Annotated in this window: 12 protein-coding genes; 8 read left to right on the top strand and 4 right to left on the bottom strand. The window is 64.0% G+C overall.

The features are described 5' to 3' along the window. Positions 1-45 precede the first annotated feature (45 nt). Positions 46-987, bottom strand: a complete 942-nt coding sequence (locus tag QMK31_RS01420) for a COX15/CtaA family protein (RefSeq protein WP_283499171.1) — start codon at positions 985-987, stop codon at positions 46-48. Between the two features lie 368 nt (positions 988-1,355). Here QMK31_RS01420 and sufB point away from each other — a divergent pair, with 368 nt between their 5' ends. The 5 genes from sufB to QMK31_RS01395 all read left to right on the top strand — a co-directional run bounded on the left by sufB (position 1,356) and on the right by QMK31_RS01395 (position 5,517). Further along, positions 1,356-2,774: a Fe-S cluster assembly protein SufB gene (sufB, locus tag QMK31_RS01415; protein WP_092107867.1), complete on the top strand. Its 1,419-nt coding sequence runs from the start codon at positions 1,356-1,358 to the stop codon at positions 2,772-2,774. Further along, positions 2,775-4,022, top strand: coding sequence for a Fe-S cluster assembly protein SufD (gene sufD / locus QMK31_RS01410; RefSeq protein ID WP_283499170.1), 1,248 nt, complete (start codon positions 2,775-2,777; stop codon positions 4,020-4,022). 2 nt (positions 4,023-4,024) lie between these two features. Then, the gene (locus QMK31_RS01405) at positions 4,025-4,351 is read left to right on the top strand and encodes a non-heme iron oxygenase ferredoxin subunit (RefSeq protein ID WP_092340113.1); all 327 of its coding nucleotides are present in this window, start codon (positions 4,025-4,027) and stop codon (positions 4,349-4,351) included. A gap of 67 nt (positions 4,352-4,418) precedes the next feature. Continuing rightward, entirely contained in the window at positions 4,419-5,183 is a 765-nt protein-coding gene (gene sufC, locus QMK31_RS01400; RefSeq protein ID WP_283499169.1) for a Fe-S cluster assembly ATPase SufC, read from the top strand. A gap of 4 nt (positions 5,184-5,187) precedes the next feature. Further along, positions 5,188-5,517 (top strand): metal-sulfur cluster assembly factor, encoded by a 330-nt coding sequence (locus QMK31_RS01395; protein WP_092107875.1) that lies wholly within the window; start codon positions 5,188-5,190, stop codon positions 5,515-5,517. A 116-nt stretch (positions 5,518-5,633) separates the two neighbouring features. Here QMK31_RS01395 and QMK31_RS01390 read toward each other — a convergent pair whose 3' ends face one another. Continuing rightward, positions 5,634-8,189 (bottom strand): polynucleotide kinase-phosphatase, encoded by a 2,556-nt coding sequence (locus QMK31_RS01390; RefSeq protein WP_283499168.1) that lies wholly within the window; start codon positions 8,187-8,189, stop codon positions 5,634-5,636. Beyond that, complete coding sequence (locus QMK31_RS01385; RefSeq protein WP_283499167.1) at positions 8,189-9,592, bottom strand: 3' terminal RNA ribose 2'-O-methyltransferase Hen1; 1,404 nt, start codon at positions 9,590-9,592, stop codon at positions 8,189-8,191. The genes QMK31_RS01390 and QMK31_RS01385 overlap by 1 nt, the downstream gene beginning before the upstream one ends. A gap of 40 nt (positions 9,593-9,632) precedes the next feature. Between QMK31_RS01385 and QMK31_RS01380 the strand changes: the two genes are divergently transcribed. Next, positions 9,633-9,803 (top strand): hypothetical protein, encoded by a 171-nt coding sequence (locus tag QMK31_RS01380; protein ID WP_283499166.1) that lies wholly within the window; start codon positions 9,633-9,635, stop codon positions 9,801-9,803. 92 nt (positions 9,804-9,895) lie between these two features. Here QMK31_RS01380 and QMK31_RS01375 read toward each other — a convergent pair whose 3' ends face one another. After that, entirely contained in the window at positions 9,896-11,809 is a 1,914-nt protein-coding gene (locus QMK31_RS01375) for an HNH endonuclease signature motif containing protein (RefSeq protein WP_283499165.1), read from the bottom strand. 233 nt (positions 11,810-12,042) lie between these two features. On the opposite strand from QMK31_RS01375, the gene QMK31_RS01370 reads away from it, so the two are divergent. Both QMK31_RS01370 and QMK31_RS01365 read left to right on the top strand, forming a co-directional pair. Continuing rightward, positions 12,043-12,672 (top strand): TetR/AcrR family transcriptional regulator, encoded by a 630-nt coding sequence (locus QMK31_RS01370; RefSeq protein ID WP_283499164.1) that lies wholly within the window; start codon positions 12,043-12,045, stop codon positions 12,670-12,672. 106 nt (positions 12,673-12,778) lie between these two features. Continuing rightward, positions 12,779-14,377, top strand: a complete 1,599-nt coding sequence (locus tag QMK31_RS01365) for an ABC-F family ATP-binding cassette domain-containing protein (protein WP_283499163.1) — start codon at positions 12,779-12,781, stop codon at positions 14,375-14,377. The last annotated feature ends 56 nt before the right edge of the window (positions 14,378-14,433 follow it).

Genomic DNA, 14,433 nt, shown 5'->3' with positions numbered 1-14,433 from the left:
CTGGAGAGTACACCGGCGGGCACCGCCGGGGGAGAGCCACGCGGACTAATTCCTCGCGGCACCGTTCCCAGCAAACTCGGGCAGGCCGGCGGATCGACCGACCGGGGCCTTGAGGTTAAGCACCACGGCGGTCATCGCTGCGGCAAGCACGCAGGCGAGCACCATGTGCAAGCCAACGAGCAGCGGCGGGAGCCCCAGATTCGCTTGCAGCAGTCCGACCACAATCTGAGCGAGTTCAACCACCAACAACGTCACCACGAAGGAACGAACGGGGAGCTTGCCGCGAACTGATGCCACGAGCAGCACGAGCGTCAACGTCAGCGTCGCGTAGCCCGGCCAGGCGTGCAGGTGTTCAAACAACTCGGCATTGAAACCGGTGCGCCCCGCAGCAGCATCTCCCGAATGCGGTCCGGAGGCTGTGGTGAGCACACCCATCAGTACGGTCAGCGCCACCACAAAACTCGTGGCGTGGGCCAGACCGGCGAAACCGACCGGGACGACCAGGGCGCGCCGGCCCGGTGCGAGGTAGACCCGGTGCACAAGCACGGTCGCTATGCACACCATGATGAGCGATATTGTGAAGTGAAAGCCAACGATGAACGGATTCAGGCCGGTCAGCACGGTGACTCCGCCGACGAGTGCCTGGGCGAGAACGCCGGAGCCGAGGATTACGGCGAGCACGAAGAGATCTTTTCGCTCCCGGCGTAAGCGCCACAGCAGCACGACGGCCGCAATCGCGATGATGCCGATCAGCCCGGTCATCAGTCGGTTGCCGAATTCGATGACGCCGTGAATGCCCATCTCCTGCGTCGGCACCAGAGACCCGGCGACACAGGTCGGCCAGGTCGGGCAGCCGAGCCCGGAGTCGGTGAGGCGAACGGCCCCTCCCGTTCCGACGATCAGAATCTCCGTCACGAGTGACAGCCAGGCGACCACCCGAATCCGTGCGTCGATAGCGCTCGGTAGCCATTGGTATATCGCATTCACCGGTTCTGCTCCCACTGTCCTGCTTCTCATCGCGTGCCTTCTGATCGTGCCCTGTGCAAATGTGAATCGACCAGCAAAGCACGCGTATCCTGCTGATCAACCTGTAGAATTGGGATCTCCATGGAGATCTTTCGTGCGGTCATGGTGATTGCACGTTTTAATCGGAACCGAACAGCCTCACCGAGGCCTGGCTGGCTCCGGTTCGTTTCTTGCTCCATGAATATTCTAGGTACGCAACGAAGCTGTCCACACAACCCGTTCCCCGTGGCCTCCACTGAGTTTCTCAACAACTGAGTTGTTCAGTACGGCGGCCAGGGGGGAATGACCGGACTAATATCCGGGTTGTGCTGGGTAGAGAAGAGGTAATTATGTCGGATGTCCTGTTAGACCGTCCCGACCTTGAGGGGATCGGCACCTACGAATTTGGGTGGGCCGATTCAGACAAGGCCGGAGCATCCGCTCGTCGTGGTATTTCCCCTGAGGTCGTCACTGACATCTCGAACCTGAAGTCCGAGCCGGATTGGATGCTGCAGCGACGCCTCAAGGCCCTGCAGCTGTTCGAACGCAAGCCGATGCCCACATGGGGCGCGGATCTTTCTGAGATCGACTTCGACAACATCAAATACTTCGTGCGTTCCACGGAGAAGCAGGCCCAGACTTGGGAGGACCTGCCCGACGACATCAAGAACACCTACGAAAAACTCGGCATCCCCGAAGCTGAACGCCAGCGCCTCGTCTCTGGTGTCGCCGCCCAGTACGAATCCGAAGTGGTCTACCACCAGATCAACGAAGAACTCGAAGCTCAGGGCGTTATCTTCATGGACACCGACACGGCGCTCAAGGAGCACCCGGAGTTCTTCGAGGAATATTTTGGCACCATCATCCCCTCCGGTGACAACAAGTTCGCCGCGCTCAACACGGCCGTCTGGTCGGGTGGATCGTTCGTCTACGTGCCGCCCGGCGTGCACGTCGAGATCCCGCTTCAGGCCTATTTCCGCATCAACACGGAGAACATGGGCCAGTTCGAGCGCACGCTGATCATCGCCGACGAGGGCAGCTACGTGCACTACATCGAGGGCTGCACGGCCCCGATCTACAAGTCCGACTCCCTGCATTCCGCCGTGGTCGAAATCGTCGTGAAGAAGAACGCACGCGTTCGTTACACGACCATCCAGAACTGGTCGAACAACGTCTACAACCTCGTCACCAAGCGGGCCACGGCCGGCGAAGGTGCCACGATGGAGTGGATCGACGGCAACATCGGTTCCAAAGTCACCATGAAATACCCGTCGATCTACCTCATGGGAGAGCACGCCAAGGGCGAAACGCTCTCGGTGGCTTTTGCCGGCCCCGGCCAGCACCAAGACGCTGGCGCCAAGATGATCCACATGGCTCCGTACACCCAGTCGTCGATCGTTTCCAAGTCCATCGCTCGCGGTGGTGGCCGCAGCGGTTACCGTGGCGAGGTTCGAGTGGACGCTGCCGCGCACCACTCCGCCAACACGGTGCGATGCGATGCCCTCCTGGTCGACACCCAGTCGCGCTCAGACACCTACCCGTCCATCGATATTCGGGTGGATGACGTTCAGCTCGGTCACGAGGCCACCGTCTCCCGCGTTAGCGAAGAGCAGCTGTTCTACCTGATGAGCCGCGGCATGCCCGAAGACGAAGCCATGGCCATGATCGTTCGCGGATTCATCGAACCGATCGCCCGGGAGCTCCCGATGGAGTACGCCCTCGAACTCAACAAGCTCATTGAAATGGGCATGGAAGGATCCGTCGGCTAAATGTCCGCCGCTTCAGCGCTTTCGAAGAGCGCTTCAAAAACTGTGCCCGAATCAACCACCCCCGCCGCCGGTCCCTCGACCCTTCCGGTCGGCCAGCACGGCATTAAGGAACACTCAGACGGGCGTTTCGGCTACGTGCCGGTACAAACCCGCTCCGACCGTTTCAAGAGTGTCAACGTCGCCGATTTCGAGGCCGTAACCGGTCGCGAAGCGGTGTGGAAGCACTCGCCCGTCGCAAAGTTCACCGACCTCACCGCTGGCGACCTCGATGGCTCTCGTTACCCGGTCGAATCGACTCCCTCAACGGATATCACCGTTGAGTGGGTGGCCAGAACTGATGCCCGCATCGGCACCGCCGGACTTCCGGAAGAACGCGCTGCAGCCAACGCCTGGTCCGCGTTCGACCAAGCTCTTGCCATCACGGTAAGCGGCGAAGAAGCCAAGGAGATCACGGTCACCCGGTCGGCCCTCGGCAACTCCGCCCGCGGTGCTCACACGATCATCGAGGCCAAGCCGTTCAGCCAGGCCACGGTCATCCTGCACAACACCGGTGACGCCCGCCTGAGCGAAAACGTTGAGATCATCCTCGGCGAGTCCGCGAACCTCACGGTCGTTTCGCTGCAGGAATGGGACGATTCCGCGGTGCACCTAGCCAACCATTTCGCATCCGTCGGTCGTGACGCGCGTCTCAAGCACGTCGTCGTTTCCCTCGGTGGCAGCATCGTGCGGGTCAACCCTTCGGTGCGTCTGGCCGGCCCCGGCTCGGACACCCTGCTCCTCGGCCTGTACTTCGCCGATGCCGGCCAGCACCTGGAACAGCAGGTCTACGTCTTCCACGACGCCCCCAAGAGCCGCAGCCGCGTCAACTACAAGGGCGCGCTGCAGGGCCAGGACGCGCGCACGGTCTGGATCGGCGACGTGCTGATCGGCAACAAGGCCGCCGGCACCGACAGCTATGAACAGAACCGCAACCTGGTGCTCAGCGAGGGCACGCGTGCCGATTCCATTCCCAACCTGGAGATCGAAACCGGCGATATCGTCGGGGCCGGACACGCCAGTGCCACCGGACGGTTCGACGATGAGCAGCTGTTTTACCTCCAGGCTCGCGGCATCACCGAGGAGGAAGCGCGGCGACTCGTTGTGCGCGGTTTCCTCACCGAGGTCGTGCAGCAGATTGGTTCCCCCGAACTTGAAGCTCGGTTGCAACTCGCAATCGAGGCCGAACTTATTGGAACGGACGACAAGTAAGCATGGCCGCAACGAAGATCTGCGCACTCGATGAGCTCGAAGTAAACCAGGCCGTTAAGGTCGAAATTGATGGGGTCGCTATCGCCCTCGTGCGTGACGCCGCCGGCGACGTCTTTGCCATCGGTGATACCTGCACGCACGGAGATATCTCTCTGTCCGAGGGATTCGTGGAAGGCCAGACTCTCGAGTGCTGGGCCCACGGCTCGATGTTCTCCCTCACCACAGGCAAGCCGCTGTCCCTACCGGCCTACGACCCGGTCCCGGTTTACAACGTGGAACTTATCGACGGTTTCGTCTTCGTTGATCCGTCCGTCACTGTCGCGGTCTGAGCCTGCTCTCGCAGCACCGACCGCCCCACCAGCTCATTTTTAGAATTCAGAAAGGAATATGACAGTCATGTCTGTTCTTGAAATCAAAGACCTGCACGTCAGCGTCGAGACCGACCAGGGCACCAAGCAGATTCTGCGTGGCGTCAACCTCACAATCAACGAGGGCGAAATCCACGCCATCATGGGCCCGAACGGCTCTGGCAAATCCACCCTCGCCTACACGATTGCCGGCCACCCCAAGTATCACGTCGAGAGCGGCTCCATCCTGCTCGACGGTGCCGAAGTACTCAAAATGACAGTGGATGCCCGTGCTCGTGCCGGCCTGTTCCTCGCCATGCAGTACCCGGTCGAGATCCCCGGAGTGACCGTCACAAACTTCCTCCGCACCGCAAAGACAGCCATCGAGGGTGAAGCTCCGCCGATCCGCACCTGGATCAAGGACGTTCGTCAGGCCATGACCAACCTGCGCATGGATAAGACTTTCGCCGAGCGTAACGTCAACGAGGGCTTCTCCGGTGGAGAGAAGAAGCGCAACGAGATTCTGCAGCTCGAACTTCTCAAGCCCAAGTTCGCCGTGCTCGACGAGACCGACTCCGGTCTCGACGTTGACGCACTCAAGATCGTTGCAGAGGGCGTTAACCGCGCCAAGGCCAACACCGGTCTCGGGCTGCTCCTGATCACGCACTACACCCGCATCCTGCGCTACATCCACCCGGACTTCGTACACGTTTTCGTCAACGGGCGCATCGCCGAACAGGGCGGTCCCGAACTTGCCGACCGCCTCGAGGACGAGGGCTACGATCGCTTTCTTGTCCCGTCGAACGTAGGCTAGTCCCATGGCCTCCACACTCAGTCCGGCACGCTTCGATGAAATCGAAGAAGCCCTCAAAGACGTCATGGACCCGGAACTCGGCATCAACGTCGTCGACCTCGGACTCATCTACGACCTCGGCTGGGACGACGAAAACAATGCGCTCATCATCCATATGACCCTCACCTCGGCCGGCTGTCCGCTGACCGATGTGCTCGAGGAGCAGACGGCTGAGGCCTTGGACGGCGTCGTCGATCAGTTCCGCATCAACTGGGTCTGGATGCCGCCATGGGGTCCGGAGAAGATCACCGACGATGGTCGCGACATGATGCGTGCCCTCGGCTTCGCCATGTAGCTCTAGTTCTATCTCGACGGCCCCGCCTGCATCTGCAGGCGGGGCCTTCCTGGTTTTGTCGGGTTGGGCCTTGACGCTGGTCCCGCCGCTCTGGCCTGACGTGACGGTTGATTTCTTCAGAGGCGGGGGTCTACCGGCTCCGATTCCAGGGCCAGCACACCGAAGACGGCCTGGTGCACCCGCCATAGCGGTTCGTCAGCGACAAAGCGCTCGACCGCTTCGACTCCGAGGGCGTACTCGCGAAGCGCCATTGAGCGCTTGTGCCCGACATCCCGGTCGCGCAGGCGCGCCAGGTTGATTGCATCGAGGTAGTCGGGTCCATAGATGATCCGCAGGTATTCGGCTCCGCGCACCTTGATGCCCGGCTGGGCGAGCGATCGCGTTCCGCGAACCAGGCCGGCCACCGGCTTCACCACCATGCCTTCACCACCGGCAGCGGTCAGATCCTCCCACCACGTCGTTGCTGCGGCCTCCGACTCTGACGACGTCAGGTCGACGTCGATGTGCCGGGTGCGTCGGATGAGCTGCTCGTCCGCGGCGGCCAGACGGTCGGCGATGGCGAGGTGCCAGGAGTGATCCTGACCCAGATGGCTCGCTCCTTCGGAGGCGAGCAACTGAAACGGGGCAAGCTGCACGCCGTCCAGTCCAGACACCGGCTGGCTGTAACGCCGGTATGCGTCTCGGTAGGCCTCGGCGTTGGACGCGCGGTGCCGCGTGCGTGCGAGCAGCTCGGTGACGTCGACACCCCGGTTGACGGCGGCCTGCAGAAACCGCGACGCGGCCGGCAGGGCGCTCGTTGCCGCTGCTGCGACGCTCGCGTACTGCTCTCGGATCATTGCTCCCGCTTTGAGCGACCAGGGCAGCAGTTCGGCATCGAAAAGCAACCAGGACGTCTGGAGTTCGGACCATAGCCCTGCCGTCTCGACGGCTCGGTCGAGCCGCGCGAGAAAGTCGTCGGTCGTCGACTCATCGAAGAATGGGCGGCCCGTGCGAGTGTGGACCGCTCCGCGCCAGCCGTCAGGTGCGCCGAAACGGGTGGCGTTTCGGGTGAGCAGCACGACCGCTCGGGATCCCATGTGCTTCTCCTCGCAGATCAGCCGATCGAGGCCCTCACGACGGTAGGCGGCGAACGCCTCGACCGGGTGCTCCAGAATGCCGTCGCGATCAGACACGTGCGGAGGGCTCATGGTCGGCGGCAGGTAGACGAGGCGGCGCGGGTCGGTGGCGAACCGGCTCATGACCTCGAGAGCGCCGGCAGCATTGTCCTCACGGATTCCGACCTTGCCGAACACCCGGGTCGCGACGATCTGCTTGCCGAGCACGTCGTCGATTCTGAGAAGTCCCGGCTCACGCGTCACGGTTCCTGTTGTCACTTTTCCGTCGGAATTTCGCGCCCCCAGGGGCGCGACTGGTTCGTACCAGATCTTTTCGGCTGGCACATCGACGACCTCCTTCTCTGGATAGCGGAGGGCACTGAGCTTTCCACCGAACACGCAGCCAGTGTCGAGGCACATCGTGCCGTTGACCCATTCAGCTTCGAGCGTGGGGACGTGGCCGTAGAGCACGGTCGCCTTTCCGCGGTAGTCCTCGGCCCAGGGCAACCGTACCGGCAGGCCATGCTCGTCGGTTTCGCCCGTCGTATCGCCGAACAAGGAGAAGGCGCGCACGCGGCCGGAGGCCCGTCCGTGGTATTTCTCGATCAGACCGGCATGCGCCACGACGAGTCGGCCGTCGTCGAGCAGGAGGTGAGAGACCAGGTCGCGGCAGAAGTGCAAAACCTCCAGGCGAAACTCCTCCGTCTCGCTCGATAGCTGGGCGAGTGTCTCGGCGAGGCCGTGGCTCGCCTGCACCTTTTTCCCCTCCAAGGCGCGCACGAGCTTGGCCTCATGGTTGCCGGGTACGGCCAGGGCGTGGCCGGCCGCGACCATGCCCATGGCGAGTCGCAGCACGCCGGGGGTATCGGGACCACGGTCGACGAGGTCACCCAGAAAGATCGCGCGGCGCCCGTTAGGGTGCACCGCGTCGATGGGGCGCCCCGCGTCGTCGCGCACGAGCTCGTAGCCGAGCTTGCCTAGAAGCGTCTCGAGCTCACTGCGGCAGCCGTGAACGTCGCCAATGGCGTCGAACGGGCCGGTCTCGTCGGAACGGTCGTTGAGAAGGGGTTCACGCACGAACTCCGCGGCCGCGATTTCGTTCAGCCCGGACAAAACGTGGACCCGCCGAAAGCCCTCCTTGCCGAGCTGTTTAAGGGAACGTCGCAACTGATCGTGCTGACGCTTGATGACGGATGCCCCGAACGTGCGGTCTGCGCGCGCGGCATTGCGCTCGACGCAGACACTCTGCGGCAGGTCGAGCACGACGGCAACCGGTAGCACGTCGTGTGCTCGCGCGAGCGCTACGAGTGAGCGGCGAGCATCCGCCTGCACGTTGGTGGCGTCGATGACGGTTAGAAGCCCGGCGTCAAGTCGCTTTCCCGCGACGAACCGGAGCGCCTCGAACGCCGCGGATGTCGCAGCCTGATCGTTTTCGTCGTTGGAGACGAGCCCGCGGAAGAAGTCGCTCGACAGCGTCTCGAACTGCCCGAAGTGAGTGGCGGCGAACGTCGACTTTCCGGAGCCAGAGGTGCCAACGAGCACGACAAGCGACAGGACGGGAAGAGCCAGGCGGGTCATCAGTGGGTGGCCTTTCGAAACAGGGCGAGCTGGGTGGGGGAGCCGAGTTCGACGTCGACGTCGCCGACCGTCCGGTACTCGACCGTGTAGCCGCGGCGAGCCGCGACTCCAGTCGCCCAGGCATCGAACTCGGTCCGGGACCACTCGAATCGGTGATCGCGGTGCCGGAACGAACCGGCGCGCAATGACTCATACCGGGCATTAAAATCGGCGTTCGGCGTCGTCACGATGACCGCGCCAGGAGCGGCAGCTCCGAACACGGCCGACTCGAGCGCCGGGAGCCGCTCCAGGTCGAGGTGCTCGATCACCTCCATCAGCACGATAGCGTCGAGGCCGGCGATGCGGTCGTCCTGGTACGTCACCGACGACTGCATGAGCTGCACCCGCTCGCGCTGTTTATCGCTGGCCTCACGCAGGTTGAGCGTTCGCGCAGCCCTGACGAGAACGCTCGTTGAGACATCGCAGCCGATGATCGTCGTGAACGCCGCGTTCGCGCTCAGGCGCTTTAGCAGGGCGCCTTCGCCGCATCCGACATCGGCCACCGAGTGCGCTCCGACGTCGTGCAGTGCTGTGAGCACAGCCTCCGCGCGCTGCGGGGCCAGCGGCGCCGTGCCGGACTGCTCGCTTTGCTCTGCCAAGTCGTCGAGGTCGTTTAGCCGGGTGTCCGCGGAAAGCAGTGCTGTGGCCTCGTCGACCATCGACCGCTGATGCGCGAGGTATCGGCGCGTGATGAGTTCGCGCTCGGGGTGATCAGGCAGCCAGCCCTCGCCCGCGCGGAGAAGCTTGCCGATTTCGTCGTCTGACACCCAGTAGTGCTTGGCGTCGTCGAGTACGGGCAGTAGCACGTAGAGGTGCCGAAGCGCGTTGCTGAGCCGGACCTCACCGCGCAGCACGAGGTCAACGTAGACGGAATCGCCCCACTCCGGGAACTCCGGGTCCAGCGGGATCGGCGTCTCAGCGACGGACCAGCCGAGCGGCTCGAACAGTCGCGTGACGAGGCCGGCGGTGTCGCGGCCCCTGGCCGGCACGGCCGCCACGGTGATCTCGAGGGGTAGCGCGGATGCTGCGAGCTCGGGAAACGACTCGCTCGTCCCGTTCATGGCCGTGCGAAAGACCTGGCCCAGCGCGACGGCGACCATGGAGGAGGACGCATATGGCCGGTCGTTCACGTAACGGGCGAGTGCGGCCGCGTCGTTTCCTCGGAAGCGCTTGTCGCGCACCAGACCGATGGGGTCGACTTCGAGAACCAACGCCACGGTGCAACGTTCATCGGACACCTCAGGGTAGAAGACGTGCGCCGTACCGACACTGAGCGGAAAAGCCTGCGCACGATCCGGGTGCTTGCGAAGCAGGTGGCTCAGATTGGATGCGGCAGGCGCGGTCGAGGTGACGGTGACGAGCACGGGGTCCTTCCTTCAGGCAACGGTAGCCGCCAGTCTATTGATGCCTGCTGCGGCTGCGTCCCTACACCCGTCACTTGGCGCTGATCACAGCAAGGTCGTCGACGACCGCGGGCTGGCCCTCGGTCTCAGCATTTCGGCACACGTGCTCGCCGCCATCGGTGCCGGATTGGGCGCGTTCGCGGACTTCGCTCGCAGGATCACGCGCCCCTGAGCATGACGACCCGGCTGCCTGCCCGATGGACGATGCTGGCTGCTGCCAGCGTCATTGCTGCCCTTTTAGCCTAAGTGCTGCGTCGATGGCCCCTAGAACGGTTGGGGGTCAGGGTTCTCGGCGTTATCGATGGGCCAGACGGAGGTCCAGTCGGAGGCCCACGGGTTAGGCACGGGTGGTGGTGCGGCCGGCGGCTCTGGGCTGGTGGCGCGGTCTGTTGTAGGCGGGGGCCTCATGCGGGTGGCGGGGTCGGTGGCGTAGTGTTTGCCGGCGGGGCTGGTCCAGTGCAGGGTGCCGTCGGGGGTGGCGATGGCTTTCCAGTCGCTGAAGTGCTTCAGGTTGTGGTGGGCGGGGGAGAGGAAGTGCAAGTTGGTGGCGGTGGTGGGGCCGCCGAATTGTTTGTCGATGGTGTGGTCGAGGTCGCTGTGGCCGGCGGAGCGGTTGCAGCCGGGGAACCGGCAGGTTCCATCGCGCAGCCGCAGGTACTTCTTCAGGCTGGCCGGTACCCGGAAGGGTTCTTGGCTGACGTCGAGCACGATGCCGGTATGGGGGTGGGTGAGGATGCGCAGGAAACTCGTTGCGGTGCCGGCGAGGCGGCGGGCGGTTTCCGGGTCGATCGGCCCGTACCCTTCCAGGTCGGCCGGTTCTTCGCTTCGTCCCATCAGGGTGAGCACCGGCACGGTGATATTGACATTGGCGGTCAGGCCGGCGCCGAGGCCGCTGCCGGTGACGCCCTGCTGGAGCAGGTCGACGGCGACATCGGCGCGCAGCTGGCTGAGGGTGCGCTCTTCGTCGGGGCCTTGCAGGCTGAGGGCGGCGTCGGTGACGCGGGTGTAGACCGCCTGAAGGTCCTCACCGGCGGCGCGCAGCCAGAGGGTGGCCATGCCGTCCTTGTCGGGGAAGAACTGCACTCGGCGATCAGCCAGGCACCGGGCGCGACGCAGGGTGATGCTGTCGGGGTGGAAGCGTTCGCGTAGTTTGCGGGCCTTACCGTCGAACTGGGTGGGGGTGAGCCTGCGGGCGTGCGGGAGGAGCACCGCTTCCAGTTCGGCGCGAGCGGGCTGCGGCACGGAGCCGAGCTGGTCGAGCAGCCGGCGGGCGTGGCGGAGGGAGATATCGCCGCTGCGGAGCGCGGTGAGAGTATCGGGCCGCTCGACCACCAGTTGCCGGCTCTCCTGGAGCAGGCCGGAGGCGGTGCCGGAGGGGATGCGCAGCGCGCACGCCATCTCGGCCACCAGGCCCTGCTGCGCGGCGAAGGTCGCATCCCAGTCATGCTCGTGGCCCGGCCCGGACAGGGGCCGGCCGGTGTCGGCGGTGTTGGTGGTGTAGTCCCACGCTGCGGTGAGGACCTCAGCTTTGCTCGCCTGCGCCCAGGCGATGATCTTCTCGAGGTAGAGCACCCGGTCCACGAACTGCGCCTGATGCCGCTGGAACGGACTCAGCGACTCGGCCGGGCCGCCGTCGGCCGGGTCGGGGTTCTCGGCCGGGAGGAAATCGTCCGGGTGGAAATCGGCCGAGAGAAAATCGGCCGGGCGGAAATCGTCCGGAAGGAAATTGGCCGCGAGGTACTCAGCGCAGAGGATCTCCTCGCGGAGGTCCCCATCGAACCGGTGCTCGGGCGGCACCGCGGCAAACGCCTCGGTCAGGTCCAGGCCGGCCGGCAGAGGCGGACCGTCAGGCATCTCCCGGCGATAGAACGCCCGGCCGACAGGCTCCGGACCGACAGACGCCCGGCCGACAGGCGCCAGGCCGACAGGCTCCCGGCCGACAGTATCCGCTGCGAAGGGGTCCGGGCTGACGGGCGCGGTATCGACGTCTTCGCGGGCGTCATACGGAGCGAACTGCCCGAGGCCCTCGGCGATCTCGACCCGCCAATCGGCCTGGCACTGCGCCCAGAACGCATCAAACTCAGCGCGCTCCTCGGGCGAAACCGGCCAAGTACCGTGTGCGGCGAAGAACGGATCGACACTGCCCGACTGCTGGGGGGTGTCGCCGCTCTGGCTCATAGAACAAGTGTACCAAACACAACCCCTCAAGTCGAGGGAATCTCATATACTTTTGGATTTCCATACGAAGCTGAATTCGCACTGACACTCGCTTTTTCCAGACCGGTGAGCACCGCCCCTAGCACCAGAACAGCTCATTTTCTTCGAATCTAAAAACGACTTGTACAACGAACTCCCAACACAGCATCGTTACTGGCAGCTGAATCCAGTGAGTAGAACGGTATGCTAGTTGTATGGATACAGGGGAGAACGGGGCCATGAGGCGGCGAGCGGCACAGGCTGCGAGTACGCGGGCGGAGATTGTCATGGCGGCGGGGCGCCTCATGCTTGAGCGCGGGTATGTGGGCACGTCGGTCGCCGCGATCGCGGCGGAGGCGGGCGTGGTGGTGCAAACCATCTACAACTCGGTGGGCTCGAAGGCGGAGTTGCTTGCGGCGGTTCTTGATCGAGTGGCCGCTGAACCGGGGGCACCGGCTTTGCTGTCGGGGGCCACGCGCGAACGCATTGCCGAGGCACGCACCGCGACCGAAGTCATCCGTATTTTGGCTAGGTCAAGCGCGCTCGTGAACGAACGTACCTCGGGCATTCTGCGCATTGTCAGCGAGGCGGCCGTGGTCGACCCTGACGTGGGGGAGTTCGCGCAAAAGCGGGACGCTGCGCGGCTGCACGGCTTCGGCGAGGTAGCTGCGGCGTTAAGGGAGAAGCGCGGACTGCGCGGCGGCATTAGCGACCATGAGGCCGCTGCAACTATGTGGGCCTTGGCGCATCCGCACACCTTCAGGACGCTCGTGCTGTCGCTCGGCTGGTCGACCGAGGCATACCTGAACTGGCTGGAAAAGTCGCTCCTGGCGGCCCTGCTCTAGGCTCCTGTGTGCCCAGCCAGTCTGAACGCAAATATACTAGTGAGTTGGACCGCTTCGGCCCACTCACACTTCACACCCGTACAAACACTTCGAATGGACTATTGCTGTGCTCAACGTGCAAGATCTCGAAATCCGCGTTGGAGCCCGCGTGCTCATGGAGGGCGTCAACTTCCGCGTCGCGAGCGGCGACAAAATCGGCCTCGTCGGTCGTAACGGTGCCGGCAAGACGACCCTGACGAAGACACTCGCGGGGGAGACGAACCCGACCAAGGGCTCGATCAGCCACTCGGGTGAAATTGGCTACCTGCCCCAGGACCCGCGCGCCGGCGATCCGAGCATGCTGGCTCGCACACGAATCCTGGACGCGCGTGGTCTCGGCACCATCGCTCTCGGCATGCACGAGTCCAGCCTGGCCATGGCCGATCCCGATGCCAAGATCGCCGCCGCGGCCATGAAGAAGTATGGTCGTCTGACCGATGAATTCAATGGCCTGGGCGGCTACTCCGCCGAGGCCGAAGCTGCGTCAATCGCCAGCAACTTGAAGCTGCCTGACCACATTCTCGACCAGGCATTGAGTACCCTGTCCGGTGGACAGCGTCGTCGCATCGAACTGGCCCGAATCCTGTTCTCGGCCGCCGAGATGATGATCCTCGACGAGCCCACCAACCACCTCGACGCCGACTCGGTGGCCTGGCTCCGCGAGTTCGTCAAGAACTACAAGGGTGGCGTCATCATTATCAGCCACGACATCGAACTCGTCGGCGAGACGGTCAACCGGGTGTTCTACCTCGATGCGAACCGCATGATGATTGACATCTACAACATGAACTGGAAGAACTACCTGCTGCAGCGTACAGCGGATGCCGACCGGCGCAAGAAGGAACGCTCCAACGCCGAGAAGAAGGCGTCCACGCTGCAGTTGCAGGCCGCCAAATTCGGCGCCAAGGCCAGCAAGGCGGCGGCAGCGCACCAGATGGTGGCCCGCGCGGAGAAGCTCCTTTCCGGTCTCGACGCCGTGCGGGCCGTGGAACGCGTCGCGAAGCTGCGTTTTCCCGAGCCCGCCCCGTGTGGTCGAACCCCGCTCATGGCCAAGGATCTCTCGAAGAGCTACGGCTCACTCGAGATCTTCACCGCCGTCGACCTCGCTATCGACCGCGGCTCCAAGGTGGTCATCCTCGGACTCAACGGTGCTGGAAAGACCACCCTGTTGCGCATGCTCGCGGGCGTCGATGAATCCGACACCGGTTCGATCGAACCCGGCCACGGATTGCGCATCGGCTATTACGCGCAGGAACACGAGACGATCGACGTCAAGCGCAGCGTGCTCGAGAACATGGTCTCCTCATCGCCGAGCATCACCGAGATGGAAGCGCGCCGCGTGCTTGGCTCGTTCTTGTTCACCGGCGACGACTCCAACAAGCCGGCCGGCGTGTTGTCCGGTGGCGAGAAGACCCGTCTCGCCCTGGCCATGATCGTCGTTTCCGGCGCCAACGTGCTGCTGCTCGACGAGCCCACCAACAACCTCGACCCGGCCAGCCGTGAGGAGATCCTCGACGCACTGGCACACTACGCCGGCGCCGTCGTGCTCGTGAGCCACGATGAGGGTGCCGTGCAGGCCCTCAACCCGGAGCGCGTGCTCATCATGCCCGAGGGCACCGAAGACCACTGGAACAAGGACTACCTCGATTTGATCGAGCTGTCCTAACCGCTCTCACCGATTGGGCGTCTGGTGGTGCCGGTTCGCCTCAGGAAAAGGACACG

Source organism: Cryobacterium sp. PH31-O1 (assembly GCF_030063455.1).
GTDB lineage: Bacteria > Actinomycetota > Actinomycetes > Actinomycetales > Microbacteriaceae > Cryobacterium.
This window is presented reverse-complemented; position numbering and strand designations above follow the sequence as displayed.

Coding starts and splice junctions, on each gene's coding strand:
- sufB (WP_092107867.1), top strand. CDS start 1,356: ATGTCGGATGTCCTGTTAGACCGTCCCGACCTTGAGGGGATCGGCACC.
- sufD (WP_283499170.1), top strand. CDS start 2,775: ATGTCCGCCGCTTCAGCGCTTTCGAAGAGCGCTTCAAAAACTGTGCCC.
- QMK31_RS01405 (WP_092340113.1), top strand. CDS start 4,025: ATGGCCGCAACGAAGATCTGCGCACTCGATGAGCTCGAAGTAAACCAG.
- sufC (WP_283499169.1), top strand. CDS start 4,419: ATGTCTGTTCTTGAAATCAAAGACCTGCACGTCAGCGTCGAGACCGAC.
- QMK31_RS01395 (WP_092107875.1), top strand. CDS start 5,188: ATGGCCTCCACACTCAGTCCGGCACGCTTCGATGAAATCGAAGAAGCC.
- QMK31_RS01390 (WP_283499168.1), bottom strand. CDS start 8,189: ATGACCCGCCTGGCTCTTCCCGTCCTGTCGCTTGTCGTGCTCGTTGGC.
- QMK31_RS01380 (WP_283499166.1), top strand. CDS start 9,633: ATGCCTGCTGCGGCTGCGTCCCTACACCCGTCACTTGGCGCTGATCAC.
- QMK31_RS01375 (WP_283499165.1), bottom strand. CDS start 11,809: ATGAGCCAGAGCGGCGACACCCCCCAGCAGTCGGGCAGTGTCGATCCG.
- QMK31_RS01370 (WP_283499164.1), top strand. CDS start 12,043: ATGGATACAGGGGAGAACGGGGCCATGAGGCGGCGAGCGGCACAGGCT.